This window comes from Tepidibacillus sp. HK-1 (genome assembly GCF_001748485.2).
Lineage (GTDB): Bacteria > Bacillota > Bacilli > Tepidibacillales > Tepidibacillaceae > Tepidibacillus_B > Tepidibacillus_B infernus.
This window is the reverse complement of the sequence record NZ_BDGM02000008.1, coordinates 38,159-54,061: the sequence shown is the minus strand read 5'-3', so window position 1 is coordinate 54,061 and position 15,903 is coordinate 38,159. Positions and strand designations below refer to the sequence as shown.

At 37.1% G+C, this 15,903-nt stretch carries 14 protein-coding genes and 1 pseudogene; 9 read left to right on the top strand and 6 right to left on the bottom strand.

Features of this window, described 5'->3' with window-relative positions; translation table 11 throughout:
* Nucleotides 1–50 precede the first annotated feature (50 nt).
* From BEN26_RS05825 to BEN26_RS05820, 3 genes and pseudogenes are all read left to right on the top strand, one after another.
* Nucleotides 51–1,076, top strand: a complete 1,026-nt coding sequence (locus BEN26_RS05825) for a GAF domain-containing protein (RefSeq protein ID WP_069798480.1) — start codon at nucleotides 51–53, stop codon at nucleotides 1,074–1,076.
* A gap of 327 nt (nucleotides 1,077–1,403) precedes the next feature.
* Nucleotides 1,404–1,454 (top strand): annotated as a pseudogene (locus BEN26_RS14265) (hypothetical protein); the annotation flags it as partial.
* A 55-nt stretch (nucleotides 1,455–1,509) separates the two neighbouring features.
* Nucleotides 1,510–2,274, top strand: a complete 765-nt coding sequence (locus BEN26_RS05820) for an MFS transporter (protein WP_181482213.1) — start codon at nucleotides 1,510–1,512, stop codon at nucleotides 2,272–2,274.
* 199 nt (nucleotides 2,275–2,473) lie between these two features.
* Here the strand turns inward: BEN26_RS05820 and BEN26_RS05815 are convergent, their stop codons facing one another.
* Nucleotides 2,474–3,274 carry an NAD kinase gene (locus BEN26_RS05815; RefSeq protein WP_069798487.1) on the bottom strand — a complete coding sequence of 267 codons (801 nt, stop codon included), beginning with the start codon at nucleotides 3,272–3,274 and terminating at the stop codon, nucleotides 2,474–2,476.
* Between the two features lie 156 nt (nucleotides 3,275–3,430).
* Complete coding sequence (locus BEN26_RS05810; protein ID WP_255421864.1) at nucleotides 3,431–4,909, bottom strand: Na+/H+ antiporter NhaC family protein; 1,479 nt, start codon at nucleotides 4,907–4,909, stop codon at nucleotides 3,431–3,433.
* 354 nt (nucleotides 4,910–5,263) lie between these two features.
* Between BEN26_RS05810 and BEN26_RS05805 the strand changes: the two genes are divergently transcribed.
* Both BEN26_RS05805 and namA read left to right on the top strand, forming a co-directional pair.
* Entirely contained in the window at nucleotides 5,264–5,812 is a 549-nt protein-coding gene (locus BEN26_RS05805) for a peroxiredoxin (protein ID WP_068724846.1), read from the top strand.
* A 178-nt stretch (nucleotides 5,813–5,990) separates the two neighbouring features.
* Nucleotides 5,991–7,016, top strand: coding sequence for an NADPH dehydrogenase NamA (namA, locus tag BEN26_RS05800; protein WP_069798489.1), 1,026 nt, complete (start codon nucleotides 5,991–5,993; stop codon nucleotides 7,014–7,016).
* Between the two features lie 113 nt (nucleotides 7,017–7,129).
* Here the strand turns inward: namA and BEN26_RS05795 are convergent, their stop codons facing one another.
* Both BEN26_RS05795 and moaD read right to left on the bottom strand, forming a co-directional pair.
* Nucleotides 7,130–8,164, bottom strand: coding sequence for a ThiF family adenylyltransferase (locus tag BEN26_RS05795; protein WP_069798572.1), 1,035 nt, complete (start codon nucleotides 8,162–8,164; stop codon nucleotides 7,130–7,132).
* 4 nt (nucleotides 8,165–8,168) lie between these two features.
* Nucleotides 8,169–8,852, bottom strand: coding sequence for a molybdopterin converting factor subunit 1 (gene moaD / locus BEN26_RS14195; RefSeq protein ID WP_069798491.1), 684 nt, complete (start codon nucleotides 8,850–8,852; stop codon nucleotides 8,169–8,171).
* Between the two features lie 278 nt (nucleotides 8,853–9,130).
* On the opposite strand from moaD, the gene BEN26_RS05785 reads away from it, so the two are divergent.
* Nucleotides 9,131–10,933, top strand: coding sequence for an aldehyde ferredoxin oxidoreductase family protein (locus BEN26_RS05785; protein ID WP_069798493.1), 1,803 nt, complete (start codon nucleotides 9,131–9,133; stop codon nucleotides 10,931–10,933).
* A 90-nt stretch (nucleotides 10,934–11,023) separates the two neighbouring features.
* Here BEN26_RS05785 and BEN26_RS05780 read toward each other — a convergent pair whose 3' ends face one another.
* Together BEN26_RS05780 and BEN26_RS05775 are read right to left on the bottom strand one after the other, a co-directional pair.
* Complete coding sequence (locus BEN26_RS05780) at nucleotides 11,024–11,308, bottom strand: MoaD-like domain-containing protein (protein WP_069798495.1); 285 nt, start codon at nucleotides 11,306–11,308, stop codon at nucleotides 11,024–11,026.
* Nucleotide 11,309: 1 nt separating this feature from the next.
* On the bottom strand, nucleotides 11,310–11,594 hold the full coding sequence (locus BEN26_RS05775; protein WP_068724833.1) for a ubiquitin-like small modifier protein 1: 285 nt from the start codon (nucleotides 11,592–11,594) through the stop codon (nucleotides 11,310–11,312).
* A 130-nt stretch (nucleotides 11,595–11,724) separates the two neighbouring features.
* Between BEN26_RS05775 and BEN26_RS05770 the strand changes: the two genes are divergently transcribed.
* The 3 genes from BEN26_RS05770 (at nucleotide 11,725) to BEN26_RS05760 (ending at nucleotide 15,900) form a co-directional block, all read left to right on the top strand.
* Nucleotides 11,725–12,993, top strand: a complete 1,269-nt coding sequence (locus tag BEN26_RS05770; protein ID WP_255421863.1) for a molybdopterin molybdotransferase MoeA — start codon at nucleotides 11,725–11,727, stop codon at nucleotides 12,991–12,993.
* 129 nt (nucleotides 12,994–13,122) lie between these two features.
* Nucleotides 13,123–15,045 (top strand): molybdopterin biosynthesis protein, encoded by a 1,923-nt coding sequence (locus BEN26_RS05765; RefSeq protein WP_069798497.1) that lies wholly within the window; start codon nucleotides 13,123–13,125, stop codon nucleotides 15,043–15,045.
* A 21-nt stretch (nucleotides 15,046–15,066) separates the two neighbouring features.
* Complete coding sequence (locus BEN26_RS05760) at nucleotides 15,067–15,900, top strand: ABC transporter substrate-binding protein (RefSeq protein WP_181482212.1); 834 nt, start codon at nucleotides 15,067–15,069, stop codon at nucleotides 15,898–15,900.
* Nucleotides 15,901–15,903: the final 3 nt, after the last annotated feature.

Here is a 15,903-nt window from a genome sequence, read left to right as displayed (position 1 = left end):
TTTTTATGTAAAATGAAGAAGAAACATATAATGACGAAAGAGTGGTTTTTATGTGGTCTTTTGACCAACTATTAATAGTTGGACTTATTTTTATTATTGCAATCATGATCGGTATCTTTTTAGGTTATCGTTATGGAAAAAACATGCCCCTAAATTATCATTATAATGAAAATGGCGAACGCGATCAGAACATTCGCCATTTGGTTCAAGAAAGAATGGAAGAGCTGCGTAAAAAAACTAAAACGGATTTCATTGGTCTTGCCCTCTATGATTCTATGAATGAAGAAATAAGATGGCGCTTAGCTGTTGGAGCGCTTAATGAACGTTATAAGCGAATTGTTATCCGGATGGGAAAAGGAATTGCTGGTGAAGTGGTTCAGTTGAACCGAACTGTTAAAATTGAAAATTTCCCCAATCAGTTATTGGGTGATCCGATTGAATATCCAATTTTGTTAGTAGAACATTTGGTCAGTGTTTTGGCTGTTCCTGTTTCTTATCAAAACCGAATTCATGGTGTACTTCTCATAGGCCAGCGCAGTAATCGAATCTTCACAGATCATGATGAAGAGGTAACTTTATCAGTTGGTCTACAAATTGCTAAAGAATTAGAGACTGCCAATGTTTATGAAAGAATTTTATATGAGGTAAATGAAATAAAAAATGCACAAACTAGGATCAATGATTCCTTGCTCATTCGTTTTTTGGCAGAGAAACAGCAACAATTTTTACAAGATAATAAAGGAACATTAGAATTTGAAGTTTTAGACCAATCGATGATCGAGATACCTGTATCAATTCAGAAGATATTAGTTCAAAATCTAGAAGAGATCTTTGAGATTGTCAACCAGAATCAAGAAGATCAAGTGGAGATCAGCATCGGGCGATCAGATAGTCACCTATTGGTAGAATGCAAAAGTAACCGTTCTATCTCTTCTACAAAAGAGGTATTCAAGAATATTTATAAACGGATAGGAGAAGTTGGGGGATCTATTAGTTCTTACTTAGAGGAAAATCAAATTCATTTTGTCATGCAATTACCTGTATGGAGCTACAAAAATCCATTAACGATTGAATAGTAATAGTCAAGATGGTTTTTACCATAAATATAATTATAATATTGCAATTTTTTATTTATTCCCTTATAATAAACTTAAGTTACCTTATCAATGGTAAATTTCTTTTACTCCCCATTTGTTAAATGAATACATGATTCACCCAAGGGAAACATCTGCGCTTCTCCCCGCGTGGGTGTTTTCTTTTTAGCTGTAAAGAAAGGGATGGCAAATAGGAAAGCTATTTACTGATTATTACGGGTATTTTGCCAACAGTGGGAAAAATATCTGACAATCGGTTCTATTTTATCGGCGATCTCTGCGACGATAGGACAGTTAATTGCTTATCGTGTGATTCAAGGGATTGGTGGTGCGATTATGCAGGCAAATGTCATGTCGATTATCGCTTATACTTTTCCACCGGGATCAAGAGGTAAGGCTATGGGTTTAATTGGTAGTGTTGTGGCATACCTGGGGATGGAAAAGTCCGATTACCCTTACCTATATAACCGTATCGATCATCAGTTGGATAGGTTTTATTATACGGGAGTTTTTGGTAGAGGATCCACTGATCGAGCTTACATTATTTAAAAATCCTATTTTTACGATTGGGAATATTACAGGGCTTTCTTCTTATGCCCTCATTATGTTTCCATCTATTTTGCTTCCTTTGTTTTTATATAATGTAACTCATTTGGAGGTTTTACAAATTGGTTTTTTAATGACCTCTCAGGCGGTAACCATGTTGATTGTTTCTCCAATTAGCGGTTGGTTTACTGATCGAATTGGTTATGATATACCGTCATTAATAGGAATGGGACTCAGTTCATTAGGACTTTGGTTGATGGGTAATTTTAATGTAGCAACAAGTCAATTTGATATTATTTTTGCACTTATGATTTTTGGGATTGGTATGGGATTATTCCAATCACCAAATAATGTCGCCGTGATCGAAAGCGTTCCGGTTGAAAAAACTGGTGTGACAGGTGGAATTATCGCTACCATAAGAAATTTTGGGCGGGTTTCAGGTGCAGCCCTTGCTATCTTTTTGTTGCAGATGGGTTTGAATACGGTAACTGCATTTAATCAGTATGCCAATGCTATCTCATTTGTCTTTTATTTTGGTAGTGGATTTGCTTTTGTCAATCTGCTATTGATATTAGGACGAGCCGTTTTTGGAAAAAGAAGCAAAAATTATGTTATGATTAGAATGAAAAAATAGATACAGATATACGTCGATCGTTTAAGAAAATCCGTTCTCTTGTTTGATTTTCTAATCGCTGTTCATGCAATTCTTTTTAAAAAAGTAAGTTGATTAGAATCTAAACCTCTAAAATTAGATCTAGTTTATCTCCCATATAAATAACCCTTTCGTTTATATATTGGGTGTTTAACTTAGTTTGTTCTTCTTATCATGATGATTATCTATGTTCATTTCCAATAAATGCATCCCTTACCCGATTCCAAAACGGAAATGGGCGATAACGAGCAAATAGAATTTTTTCGTCTGCAACAAACCCTTGAATTGAATATACATTGCTCATCGTAAAATTAAGATGATCAAGTGTAAAACGAATCTCTTGATCACTTTCAGGATAAAGATCAATATAATGATGTTTTGGTAATAATAAAGATGCACCAATTGTCCGATAGACTCGATTATTGATCGAAGCCATTTCACTTACTTGAATCGACTCTAAAGAAGGATGTATCAATGCCCCACCCAAACTCTTATTATAGCCTGTACTGCCAGAAGGAGTTGAGATACATAACCCGTCACCACGAAAGGTTTCAAAATCTTGATGATTTAGTTTTACTTTCATGACCAAAGTTTTTTCTGTACTTTTCACAGTAAATTCATTTAAAGCAAGATAGTTGATTTCCTGATAATCATTTGTTTTTATTTTAACATGCAGTAAAGGATATTCAATTGTTTTTAGAGGTTCATTTGCGATTAAGGATACTAAGTTTTCCAACTCATTTGGTTGCCAATCAGCATAAAAACCCAAATGTCCCGTATGAATTCCAAGGAAAGCCACTTTATGTAATCGATGTTGGTTAGAATGAAATGCTTCTAACATGGTACCGTCCCCACCAATTGAAATGATCAAATCAGGGGAATCTTGATCTTCGACCAATTGGTATTGTTTTGCGTACTGGTAAAACAGATTTGTCATTTCAGTAGATTGCTGGTCTCCTCGATTTATAATAGAGAATTTCAATGAAAAACCCCCTCGTATAATTCTGTTCTCATTATACGAAAAATTTTTTAAAATAGACAGTCTTGTCCATTTAAAAATAGTAAACAAAAAAGAGGAGAAGACAGACTTTCCCTCTTTTTTTGTTGAAAAAATACGTTCAAGCATAGATTGACGAGTTTACTTTGGTTTTACTTCTTCTCCATTTTTACCTATCAAACGTAGTCCCCATCCAGTAAATGCTGCAAAGAACATGATAAAGACTAAGAACCAACCATGAAAGACAAATGGGAAGACTGTGGCAGGGTCAACAACTGTTACCCAATCATACTTTTCATGAAGATTGGAGATTGTACTCCAACCTAAAAGGACGGCTGCACTCCAAGGGAAAATATATCCTAAGGCTGAAGTAATGGCGTCAAGCAGATTTGCTCTACGGTAAGGATGAATTTTGAATTGTTCGCCTATTTGTCTTACAAATGGCGCTGCAGCGATTTCTGCGGCAGTATTGATCGTGATAAATACATTTAATACTGTTACAATCGATACAATGGCTAGTTCAGCTCTGCGAATAACACCATTGATCTTTTTATTTAACGCTTCTTTCATCGCTTCCATCGTTCCGCCAAGACTCATGATATGTGAAGCTGCCACAATAAGGAGAATCAATATTGCCATATTCATGTATCCAGTAAAACCATTCACTAAAGCTCCCTCAATACTTTTCTTTTCAAAATTAAAGTCTAAGATCTGAGATAAGCTTCCTAATCCTGCAAGTGGAATGATCACTGTTGCCGTAATGATCCCCCAAGTTAAAGATGTAATTAAATGACGTCCTGATAATGCTAAAACAATGACTAAGGTAAAAGGAATGAGTAAAAGGAGGCCATTTGGTGACACTGTAATATTGAGTGCAGAAAGTCCATTGGTTTGAATAACTCCATTACCACTCCCAAAAATAGCAAAAAGAATAAAAGCAGGAATACCTGCCATGACACTATACTTAAATCTTGAACGAACAACCCCTGGAACATCGGCATCTTGGGTAACGGCAGATACAATTGTCGTATCAGAAACAGGTGCCAAATTATCTCCAAAGGCAGCTCCTGATAGGATGGCAGCAAATAGAAAAACAGGATCAGCGTTTAGTAGAATACCTGCAGGGTAAAGTAGGGTTGTAAAGGCTACTACCGTTCCATAGCCTGTACCTACTGCAGATGAGAAGATAGCAGCTAAGAAAAAGGTAATAGCTACAAACCATCCCCCATGTACCCCTGTAGTAGTCCCAAGCCATACCAAGCCTTCAACAAGACCACCCGTTTTTAAAATCTCTGCAAACATTCCTGCCCAAAACCAAGCAACAATGGCAACTACTCCAATCGATTGGGACATCCCGTCGAAAATTCCTTGTGCATAATCAGTCCAAGAACTTTTAGACATAAACATGCCTAAGGCTAAACCAAAAAGCATTCCCATAATGAGACCTGTCTCAGTAGAAATCTTTAGAATGCTGGTAGTGATTGCCCAGATCACAAAAAATAACATGGGTACGGTCGCGCCTATTGGCCCAAAATAGAAATCTAAGCGATCTATTTGTTTACTATTGGTCGCATTAGCCACCACTTCTTCAATTTGTTGATTAAATCCATGGTCCCTCACTGTTATTCCTCCTTTTCATCAGTTGTCTGAGAGTCTACTTAATGTTTAAAAATTTACAACAAATAAGCAAGTTTTGTCGAATATGATGAAAAGAGGCAGACATTCATCATCTGTCCATGCTTTCATTATGCTTACATTTCTTCTTATATCCTTGCTTTTTGAATCAATACAAATAGACATTTGAGGATTGTTTAGCTATTTTGTCCTTATGGAAAAGACATTTATTTAATGCAATAAGACAAATCATAGTTGCTTGGAGAATATAAAATAAATCATATTGGTATGGAAGGTAGAAAAAATGGTTATTTTATCAATTGTGAGGAAAAAATTTATTTGCTTTAGGAGGAATATATCATGGCAGAACGTTTAGTAGGTCAACCTGCACCGGAATTTTCCATGCAGACTGCACTAGGAGATGGTGTGAATTTTGGACGGGTTTCTTTATCGGATTATAAGGGTAAGTGGCTTGTTTTCTTCTTTTACCCCTTAGATTTTACCTTTGTATGTCCTACAGAGATTACCGCATTGAGTAATGCTTATGAAGAGTTTAAAAAACTTGGTTGTGAAGTACTAGGTTGCAGTACGGATAGCATATATTCTCATCGTGCATGGATGAATACGCCTTTAGAAGAGAATGGAATTGGTAAATTAAACTTTCCCCTTGCTTCAGACATTACAAAGGAAGTTAGTTGGGAATATGGAATCTTAATTGAAGAAGAGGGAATAGCTTTACGCGGTTTATTTATCATTGACCCTGATGGGATTCTTAAATATGCAGTTGTTCATCATAATGACATCGGACGAAGTGTTGAGGAAACCTTAAGAGTTTTACAAGCCCTTCAATCTGGTGGGTTATGTCCAGCAAACTGGAAGCCAGGAGAAACACATCTCACTGCAAAATAGTATTGAAATTAAAGTTTTTCGAAAACACCAATTGGGGTTTAGTACCCATTTGGTGTTTTTTCGTCATAAAAAAATGTGGTAAAATAAGACAAGAAAACACACAAAAGTGATGATCTCCTTTGAAGTGAATTCCGATTACTTTTGTGGGGACCCACTAAATACTCTGGAGGTTGTTAAAATGGCAGTTCTTTTTACACCCATTACAATAAAAAATATTACCTTAAAAAATCGTGTTATGATGCCACCTATGTGTCAATATATGGCAGAGTCAGATGGAAAGATAACAGATTGGCATCGCATTCATTATGGAACTCGTGCGATTGGACAAGTAGGTTTGATTATCGTTGAAGCTACTGCGGTAGAAGCGAGGGGAAGAATTACTGAAAAAGATTTAGGAATTTGGAATGATGATCAGGTCAATAGTTTAAAAGAAATTGTTGATTTTGCACACCAATATGGAAGTAGAATAGGAATTCAATTGGCTCATGCTGGAAGAAAAGCAGAGATCTCTGATCAATCTACTGTTATCGCTCCAAGTCCCATTGCGTTTGATGAGGGTTGGACAGTACCAAATGAAATGACAAAGGATACGATTAAAGAGGTAGTGGATGCTTTTGTCAAAGCAGCAAAACGTGCCCATCAAGCTGGATTTGATCTAATTGAAATTCATGGTGCACATGGTTATTTAATTCATGAATTTTTATCCCCTCTTTCTAATCAAAGAATGGATGCTTATGGCATAAATAGGGAAGGAAGGTTAAGATTTTTAAAGGAAATGATCAGTGGGATCAAACGGGTGTGGCCATCAGACAAACCAATCTTTCTTCGTGTTTCAGCCTCTGATTATAAACAGGAGGGGATTGACATTAAGGAAATGATTGAAATGTTAAAGATAGTTAAGACTTGGGGGGTTGATGTAATTGATGTGAGCTCTGGTGGATTAGTTCCAGCCAAAATTCAATTGGGACCAGGGTATCAGGTCAAGTTTGCTGAACAAATCAAAAAAGAAGTGGGAATCCCAACTGTAGCAGTTGGACTGATTACTGAGCCAGAAATGGCAGAAGAAATTCTCTTTCATGAACGTGCAGATCTTGTTGCACTAGGTAGGGAATTATTGAGAAATCCTTATTGGCCACTTCATGCGGCATCAAAATTAAATGCCGTTGTTTCTTGGCCAGAGCCCTATTCAAGAGCGAAGAAATAGATTTATACATAAAATTTTTATAAATCATTTTACTAATATAGGGTGATTTCAACCAAAAAAAAGTTGAAACTATTTATTCAAAAAAAGAATGCCACATTATTGACGGCATTCTTTTAATTTCCAATATATTTTGTAAATAAATTTTTTGCAGTGATCGGGTCATCTGTTCCCTGAATAAGTACGCGACCATCGGGGAAAATCGCCAATTTATAATCATCAATATAAAAACGGAGTAGAAAGGGAGTTTCCTCCACTTTACCTATAGATGATAAGTTAGAGGCTAATCGTTTCAAATCAAAAGCAGTGTCCTGTGCAGGAGATATTTGAATGGTATCTCTTCCACATAGGGAAACAACACGATCTGATTTGTCTTTTGGATCTAGGTAATCATATTGGTGATGAACACAAGTTGGGCAGTCCTCATTTTTCGCATTTCTTACATTGATTTCAGAATAGTCATTTTGCCATAATTCAAAGTTTCGTAAAGAAGGGCTAAGATGTTCATGATCGCCTACAAGCAGTTTTAAAGCTTCGGTTGCTTGGTAAGCGGCAACGACTTGGATAATTGGGCCGATCACTCCAGCTGTATCACAAGTTTGTGTTGTTCCTGGTGCAGGTGCTTGAGGGAATAGGCAGCGAAAGCATGGTGTTTTTTCTGGTAAAATCGTTACGGACATTCCTCTTGAACTAACAGCTCCACCGTAAATCCATGGGATCTTATATTTTACAGCAACATCGTTGATTAAATAACGCCCTTCAAAATTATCCGTTCCATCTAAGATAAGGTCTACATCAGCTAAAAGCTGTTCTGCATTTTTCCATGTAAGGTCTGTTATATGGGCATCAACCATAACTGATGAGTTGATCAAATTTAATTTTTCCTTTGCAGCCAATGCTTTGGGAAGACCTTGCTCTGCATCTTTTTCATCAAAAAGCATCTGCCTTTGCAGGTTACTATATTCTACAAAATCGCGATCTATGATTCTGATATAACCGATGCCAGAACGTACCATGTGATTAGCTAATGCGGTACCAAGTGCCCCCATTCCAACAATAGCGACTCGCGATTTACCAAGTCTTTCTTGACCGGATTTGCCGATAAAAGGAAATAGATGTTGTCTGGAATATCTGATTTCGTTTAGATTCATCAACTCATTCATCCTTCTTCCATGGACCTTCTTGATGCCCTATCCATTCTTCGCCATTTTCCCAAATCTCTTTTTTCCATATAGGGACGATTTGTTTTAATCGTTCAATCGCATAACGTCCTGCTTCAAATCCAGCATCACGATGAGGAGTAGCTACGGCAATAATCACACTTATTTCTTCAATCGTTAATTTACCGATACGATGGGACATGGCTACTTTGGTATTTGGCCACTTTTCCTTGATTTCCTTAGCAATTTCCTCCATTTTTTTAATTGCCATTTCTGGATAGGCTTCATATTCCAAATAAGTGGTTCTTTTCCCATATGTAAATTCTCGTACCGTTCCAACAAAGGTAAGAATTGCTCCAGCCATTGGATTTGAAACCTTAGCAATCAATTGATCAGCGTACAAGGGTTCTGTCGTCACTTCAAAAAGAGGCTCTTCTCCTCCACTTACAGGAGGAATTAAAGCAATTTCATCTGTTTCAGTAATGTTTTGGTCTGGTTTTGCATAGTCATGATTTATAGATACCATCGATCTTTTAATCATTTCAGCTGCCATTGGAAATTCATTTGTTAATAAGTGAATTAGATCTTTTACAGTAGGAGTGTGGTCAAGATGTAAAGTATGTTCCCTTTTTCTAGTTGCTTCAGCAATCCCAGCGAAAAACTTAATTTTGATTTGCATATGGTTCTTCCTTTCACTACTAAACGTTTTCATTTTATATTTATTTTACCACTATATTTGAGCGATGGAAAAGGAAAATCGTTTTCTATCTTTGATAGTTTGTGGAAGTGTACAAATTTTGTATATTAAAATTGATATAAAAATAACAATTTTTAGAAATTAGTAATGAGAATTTATTTAATTTTTATAAAGATCATGATAGAATAATAAATATAGGTTGGCTATATCTTCCAATCTATGATTTTAAATGGATGAAATAAAAAAGGAGGAGGAAACTGATGAAATTTGGGGGATATTTAAACAAAGTTGCATGGATTGACTTAACAAATGGGACAGTGGATTACAAAGAAATCGACGAAGAAGATGCTAGAAAATATATTGGTGGGAGAGGGCTTGGTACCAAATATGTCTTTGACAACGGGCCATTAGTGGAAGCGCTATCTCCTGACAATATGTTGGCCATTATGACTGGACCGACAACAGGGACACAAGTCACTATGGGTAACCGTGTTGCGGTCGTAACCAAATCTCCTTTAACTGGAACAATAACGAACTCGCATGCTGGCGGCTGGGCAGGTTCAAGAATTCGTTGGTCAGGTTTTGATGGATTAACTGTGAAAGGAAAAGCAGATCATCCTGTTTACCTTTATGTGGAAAATGGTCAAGTAGAAATCAAAGACGCTAGTGACTTATGGGGAAAAAATGTTCATGAAGTTGTTAAAATCATGAGAAATCGCTACGGTGAAGAGGATCTTAGTGTGATGACCATTGGTAAAGCTGGAGAAAATCTAGTGAAATTTGCTTCTATTATGAATGAAAATGATAGAGCAAATGGTCGTGGTGGCGTTGGAGCAGTGATGGGGAGTAAAAATTTGAAAGCCATCGTCATACGCGGTTCACAGAAAAATATGTTAAAACCGGTACAGCCTGATGAACATAAAGCAGCAAGGCAAAAGGCATTAAAACTGATCATGGATAATCCTGTGACTTCACCTGGAAAAGGTGGGCTATCTGTTTATGGAACAAATGTGTTAACCAATATGATGAATGCTGTTAGTGCTTTCCCTGCCTATAACGGGAAACAATCCCATTTTGAACAAGCAGATGAGATTAGTGGGGAAACATTTAGAGCAACCTTATTAGTATCTGAACCAACTTGTCATGCTTGTCCTGTTGCATGTAAGAAAGAGCTTGAAGTTAAGGATGGTAAGTATAAGGTTAAAGTTGAATCCATGGAGTATGAAACGGCTTGGGCTCTAGGTGCAATGAGTGGAAACTTTAATCGAGAAGCGATGGCCTATATGCTCTACCAATGTAATGATTATGGCATGGATACGATTGAAGCTGGAAATACACTTGCTATGGCTATGGAAGCTTCAGAAAAAGGCCTCATTGAAGAAGAAATCAAGTGGGGCGATGCGGATAAAATGATCGAACTTCTTGATAAAATTGCAGTTCGAGAAGGGCTTGGCGATCTTTTAGCAGAAGGTGGTGGTAAAGCCTCCAAAAAACTTGGGGCGCCAGAGTTATCTATGTCTGTTAAAGATCAATCGATTCCCGCTTACGATCCTCGTGGTGTACAAGGAATCGGTTTAACCTATGCAACAAGTAACCGTGGTGCTTGCCATGTCAATGGTTATACCATTGCAAGTGAAATGTTGGGAATTCCTGAACCAATGGATCGTCTTCAGGTAAAAGGAAAAGGTAATTTAACCAAGGTGTTCCAAGATCTTGCTGCTTTTGGAGATTCAATGGATATTTGTAAGTTCTCTTCTTTTGCTGAAGGAGCAGAAGAATATGCAGCACAGCTTGCAACGATGATTGGAAGAGATATGACAGCTGAAGAAGTGATGAAGACAGGAGAAAGAATCGTTAATCTAGAGCGTTATTATAACAACCTGAATGGATTTGATCGAAAAGACGATACCTTACCAAAACGTTTCTTAACAGAAGGGGCAACTAAACATAGCGAAGGTGTTGTTTCAAACCTTGCTGAAATGTTAGAAGAATATTATCAACTTCGTGGTTGGGTCGATGGTGTAGTTCCAGAAGAAAAATTAAAGGCATTAGAAATTCTCTAATCTCCTACTATTTGAGAATGATTGGTTTTTAAATGTTGAAAAAGAATAATCCAGCTTCCAACAGGAAAGCTGGATTATTCTTTAAAAAAATTATCCACCTGTACGTAAGGTTCTAACTCGAAGTTTTTGGATGGTATCTAAAATTTTTGTTTCATCTCCTGTAAAGGAAATGAAAAATCTTGGAATCACAACTGTTGGAACAATGGAAAAAGACCCTACTTCCGATAAAGTAACCATCCAATCTTTAGAAGGAATTGTTACGCTGCCATCAGCGTTTGATATAATGGAAGTACTTGTTAACTCGGCAATGCTTAGTAAATATTCAATGACTAATTCACGAGAAATACCCCTAAATTCAAGCTGGGTCTCATACATATCAACCACCTCCAACAGGAGGGATTAAAGCGATTTCATCTTTGAATGTAAAAGGTGTATTTAGCCCCTGAAGATGAATGATATTACGACCGTTTACAAAAATATGGACATGAGGTTTTAATGATAATTGTGTTTCATCAAGAAAAAGTTCTTTTTGAAATGCTGGAAATAAGTTGATTAATGATTGTAATAGTTCTTTTATTGTTGTCATTGATTCTGTCACAGGAACATCGACAGTCTTAGCGTTAACAATATCACGATAGGTAGCGAATAATTGGATTTGCATGGTTTCACCCCCGAAGCCAATCTAGTCTATTTTCAATTCAATTTAATCCTATTATATCATCTTTATATGCCATCTTTCAAAATAGGAGAGCATTTGTAAAAGGAATGTACATCAAAGGAGGAAGAGAAGTATGGAACCATTAAACCTTCATCAAAATGGATCTAGAATCGAATTACTAGATGTCCAACAAGTACAAGAAGTGGCAGAAAAGATCAAAATGCAGTTTCAAACAATTGATTCGGTCGAAGAAATTTCGATTACAGAAGCTGTAGGGAGAGTTCTTGCTCATGACATGGTTTCAAAGGAAGATGTTCCAGGATTTCATCGTTCGACGGTTGACGGATATGCTGTGAAGGCAAGAAATACCTATGGATCTACAGAATCAATGCCTACTTTTTTTCATATTACTGGTTCGGTTAAAATGGGGAAAGATGTCAATCAAACCATTCAAGAAGGACAAGCGATGTATGTTCCTACTGGCGGGATGTTACCTGAAGGTGCAGATGCAGTGGTGATGATTGAAGATGTAGAAGTTGTAGGTGATCTATTAAATGTCTTTGAACAAGTAGCCCCCAGAGAGAACGTGATTTTCAAAGGAGAAGACGTTTATGATGGCGAAGTGGTGTTGAAAAAGGGGCATCGTTTAAGACCACAAGATTTAGGTGGCTTAGCAGCAATTGGAGTAACCAAAGTTCCTGTCTATACAAAATTAAAGGTTGGCCTATTATCTACTGGCGACGAAATTGTCCCACCAGAAACTGAAGAATTGTTACCCGGGCAGATTAGAGATATTAATGGGATATCGATTGCAGCAGCAGTACAAGCACTAGGCGGTCAAATCATCTATGGAGGAATCGTTAAAGACCAGTTTGATCAATATCTTTCAAAATCACAAGAGCTGTTTCAACAGGTAGATTTTTTAATTCTATCTGGTGGGAGTTCAATGGGGACAAAGGATTATACAAGTCAAGTGATGAACCAATTAGGTTCACCAGGTGTTTTTGTACATGGGATATCTATAAAACCGGGCAAACCAACTATAATCGCTAATTGTAATGGGAAACCTGTGATGGGTTTACCAGGACATCCTGTGTCTGCCATGGTCTTATTTGAACTATTTGGTAGGCAAATCATGAATCAGCTTCATCAAGTAAACGAAAATCCTTTTGCCAAACAATTGAGAGCAAGAATATCAAGAAATATTGCTTCTCAAGTAGGTCGCACCGATTATGTTCGGGTACAATTGGAGATTCGTGATCATGAATTATGGGCCAACCCTGTTTTTGGTAAATCAGGTCTAATTACCAATCTAGTAAAAAGTGATGGGATGATAGAAATTTCTCAATATAAAGAAGGCATTACAGCTGGAGAATGGGTAAATGTCATATTGTTTTCTTAATGACTTTTATTATAATGGGATCCTGTAAAATAATAGGAATATGCTACGAAAGAAAAACGTCACTTTTGTGGGTTATTTTTTAATGCTAGAATAGGGATAACTGGGAAGAAAGCAAAAGGAGACATTGGAATGAGAAAAATCTATTTGGAAGATACACCTTTACATGAAGCACAAGTTAAATTTTTGCAACTCTTTGATCTCAAACCGAATGTGGAAATGGTACCAACAACTGAAAGTTTAGATCGGGTTACTGCACAAGCAATTTTCGCAAATGTTTCTATGCCTCATTTTCATGCATCAGCTATGGATGGAATTGCAGTAAAAGCAGAAAAAACATATTCTGCTCATGAAACAAATCCCCTTCGTTTAAAACTGCATGTTGATTATGAAGTGGTAGACACAGGTGACCCTATTCCAGAACCATTCAATGCAGTGATTATGGTTGAATATCTCCATCAAATTGATGAAGAAACGGTTGAAATTATTGAGCCAGCTAGTCCTTGGAAACATATTCGTCAAATTGGTGAGGATATTGTTGCAGGAGAGATGATTTTACCGATTTATCATAAAATTCGTCCTGTTGATCAAGGCGCCCTTTTAGCTGGTGGAGTCTTAGAGGTTCCTGTCATTGCTATGCCAAAGGTCGCTATTATTCCAACGGGAACAGAAATCGTTGAGCCAACGTTGAATTTAAAACCAGGGGACATTATTGAATTTAACGGAACGGTTTTTGCTAGTTACGTGAAAGAATGGGGAGGAAAACCGATTTATAAAGGAATTGTGATTGACGATTTCAATCTGATTCAGCAAAAAGTAAAGGAAGCCTTAGAAGAAGCTGATATTGTTTTAATGAATGCTGGTTCATCGGCAGGGAGAGAAGATTTTACCTCATCTGTGATTGCTTCCCTAGGAGAAGTGATTGTCCATGGTGTTGCAACAAGACCAGGTAAGCCAGTTGTTCTAGGAAAAGCCTATAATGGCAAGCCGATTATTGGCGTTCCCGGGTATCCTGTTTCAGCTTATTTAGCTTTAGATTGGTTTCTCAAACCATTGATGCATCAATTTCTTGGACTCGCTTCACCTGAACGAAGAAAGATTAAAGTAAAGCTAGGTAGAAGAATTGTTTCAAAAATGGGAGCTGAGGATTTTATTCGTTTAACCCTCGGAAAGGTAAATGGACAATATGTTGCGAACCCATTAAGTCGTTCTGCTGGGGTAACGATGTCACTTGTACGGGCTGATGGATTACTTCGTATCCCTATTCAAAGCCAAGGTTATGAACAAGGGGAAGAGGTAGAGGTTGAATTATATCGATCGCTTGAACAAATTGACCAAACGATCGTCTTTGCGGGAAGTCATGATCTTATTTTAGATCTATTAGCGTCAGCAATTAGAAAGCAAGATTCTTCATATTCATTAAGTTCTGCACATATAGGAAGCCTTGCTGGAATTTTGGCCATTCGCAAAGGAGAAAACCATGTAGCAGGAACCCATCTTTTAGATGAGAAAACAGGGGAGTATAACCTTTCTTATATAGAGCAATATTTATCCAATACACCTGTTGTATTAATCAATTTAGTTTATCGACAGCAAGGTTGGATCGTTCAGAAAGGTAATCCAAAGCAAATTCAAACGATTGAGGATCTTACAAAAGAAGGAATTCGCTATATCAACCGTCAACGGGGAGCAGGAACAAGAATTCTCTTTGATTATTTACTAAAACAAGTTAATCTTTCTCCTGATGATATTTACGGGTATACACGAGAGGATTTTTCCCATCTAAGTCTAGCAGCAGCGATTAAAGGAGGCAATGCGGACGTTGGTTTGGGAATTTATTCAGCAGCTAAGGTTCTTGATCTAGATTTTATTCCTGTTGCAGAAGAAAGATATGATTTAATCATGACAAAAGAGTTTTATCAAAGTGAAGCCGGTCAACTCTTAATACAAGTGATCACCTCAGATAAATTCAAATCAGAGGTAGAATCAATGGGTGGATATAGTTGTCGAGATACTGGAAAAATTTTGTATAAAAATGAAGTAACAGGAAAGTAGTTGACTAGGGGGGAATAATAAATGAGAAAAAGAATGAGATTATTTGTTGGAATCCTTTTCGTATTCCTTATGTTTATACTAGTGGCTTGTGGGGGAGAACAGACAACTAGTGAACAACCAACAACTTTACGCCTTGCTACAACAACAAGTACGCAAGATTCGGGTTTATTAGACTATTTGCTTCCTGTTTTTGAAGAAAAATATCATGTAAAAGTAGATGTGCTTGCACAAGGAACAGGCCAAGCGATCGAAACCGCTTCAAGAGGCGATGCTGACGTGATCTTAGTTCATGCACGAAAAGCGGAAGAAAAGTTTGTCGCAGATGGGCATGGAAGCAAGCGTTATGATGTGATGTACAACGATTTTGTCATTGTTGGACCTAAAAATGATCCTGATGGGATTAAAGGTAAATCATTAGATGAAGCATTTACCCTTTTTACAAATGGGCAAGCTCCTTTTTTATCAAGAGGGGACGACTCTGGGACAAATAAAAAAGAACTAGAAATTTGGCAAAAGTTAGGGATAAAACCAAAAGGGGACTGGTATCTTTCTGTAGGCAAAGGAATGGGAGATACTTTAATCATGGCCAATGAGCAGCAAGGGTATACTCTAACAGATCGTGCTACCTATTCCTTCATGAAAGATAAATTGAGCAATCTTGATATTTTAGTTGAAGGAGACAAAGGGTTGCTTAACCCCTATGGAATCATTGCTGTTAACCCTGAGAAACATCAAGGAATTAATCACGAGGATGCACAAAAATTGATTGATTTTATTCTTTCTGATGAAGGGCAACAACTGATTAAGGACTATAAAGTAAATGGTCAACAATTGTTCTTTACTTATGAAAAATAGGGG

Excerpts from the sequence above, each read along its gene's own strand:
- BEN26_RS05825 (WP_069798480.1), top strand. The coding sequence starts at position 51 with ATGTGGTCTTTTGACCAACTATTAATAGTTGGACTTATTTTTATTATT.
- BEN26_RS05805 (WP_068724846.1), top strand. The coding sequence starts at position 5,264 with ATGGCAGAACGTTTAGTAGGTCAACCTGCACCGGAATTTTCCATGCAG.
- namA (WP_069798489.1), top strand. The coding sequence starts at position 5,991 with ATGGCAGTTCTTTTTACACCCATTACAATAAAAAATATTACCTTAAAA.
- BEN26_RS05795 (WP_069798572.1), bottom strand. The coding sequence starts at position 8,164 with ATGAATCTAAACGAAATCAGATATTCCAGACAACATCTATTTCCTTTT.
- moaD (WP_069798491.1), bottom strand. The coding sequence starts at position 8,852 with ATGCAAATCAAAATTAAGTTTTTCGCTGGGATTGCTGAAGCAACTAGA.
- BEN26_RS05785 (WP_069798493.1), top strand. The coding sequence starts at position 9,131 with ATGAAATTTGGGGGATATTTAAACAAAGTTGCATGGATTGACTTAACA.
- BEN26_RS05780 (WP_069798495.1), bottom strand. The coding sequence starts at position 11,308 with ATGTATGAGACCCAGCTTGAATTTAGGGGTATTTCTCGTGAATTAGTC.
- BEN26_RS05775 (WP_068724833.1), bottom strand. The coding sequence starts at position 11,594 with ATGCAAATCCAATTATTCGCTACCTATCGTGATATTGTTAACGCTAAG.
- BEN26_RS05770 (WP_255421863.1), top strand. The coding sequence starts at position 11,725 with ATGGAACCATTAAACCTTCATCAAAATGGATCTAGAATCGAATTACTA.
- BEN26_RS05765 (WP_069798497.1), top strand. The coding sequence starts at position 13,123 with ATGAGAAAAATCTATTTGGAAGATACACCTTTACATGAAGCACAAGTT.
- BEN26_RS05760 (WP_181482212.1), top strand. The coding sequence starts at position 15,067 with ATGAGAAAAAGAATGAGATTATTTGTTGGAATCCTTTTCGTATTCCTT.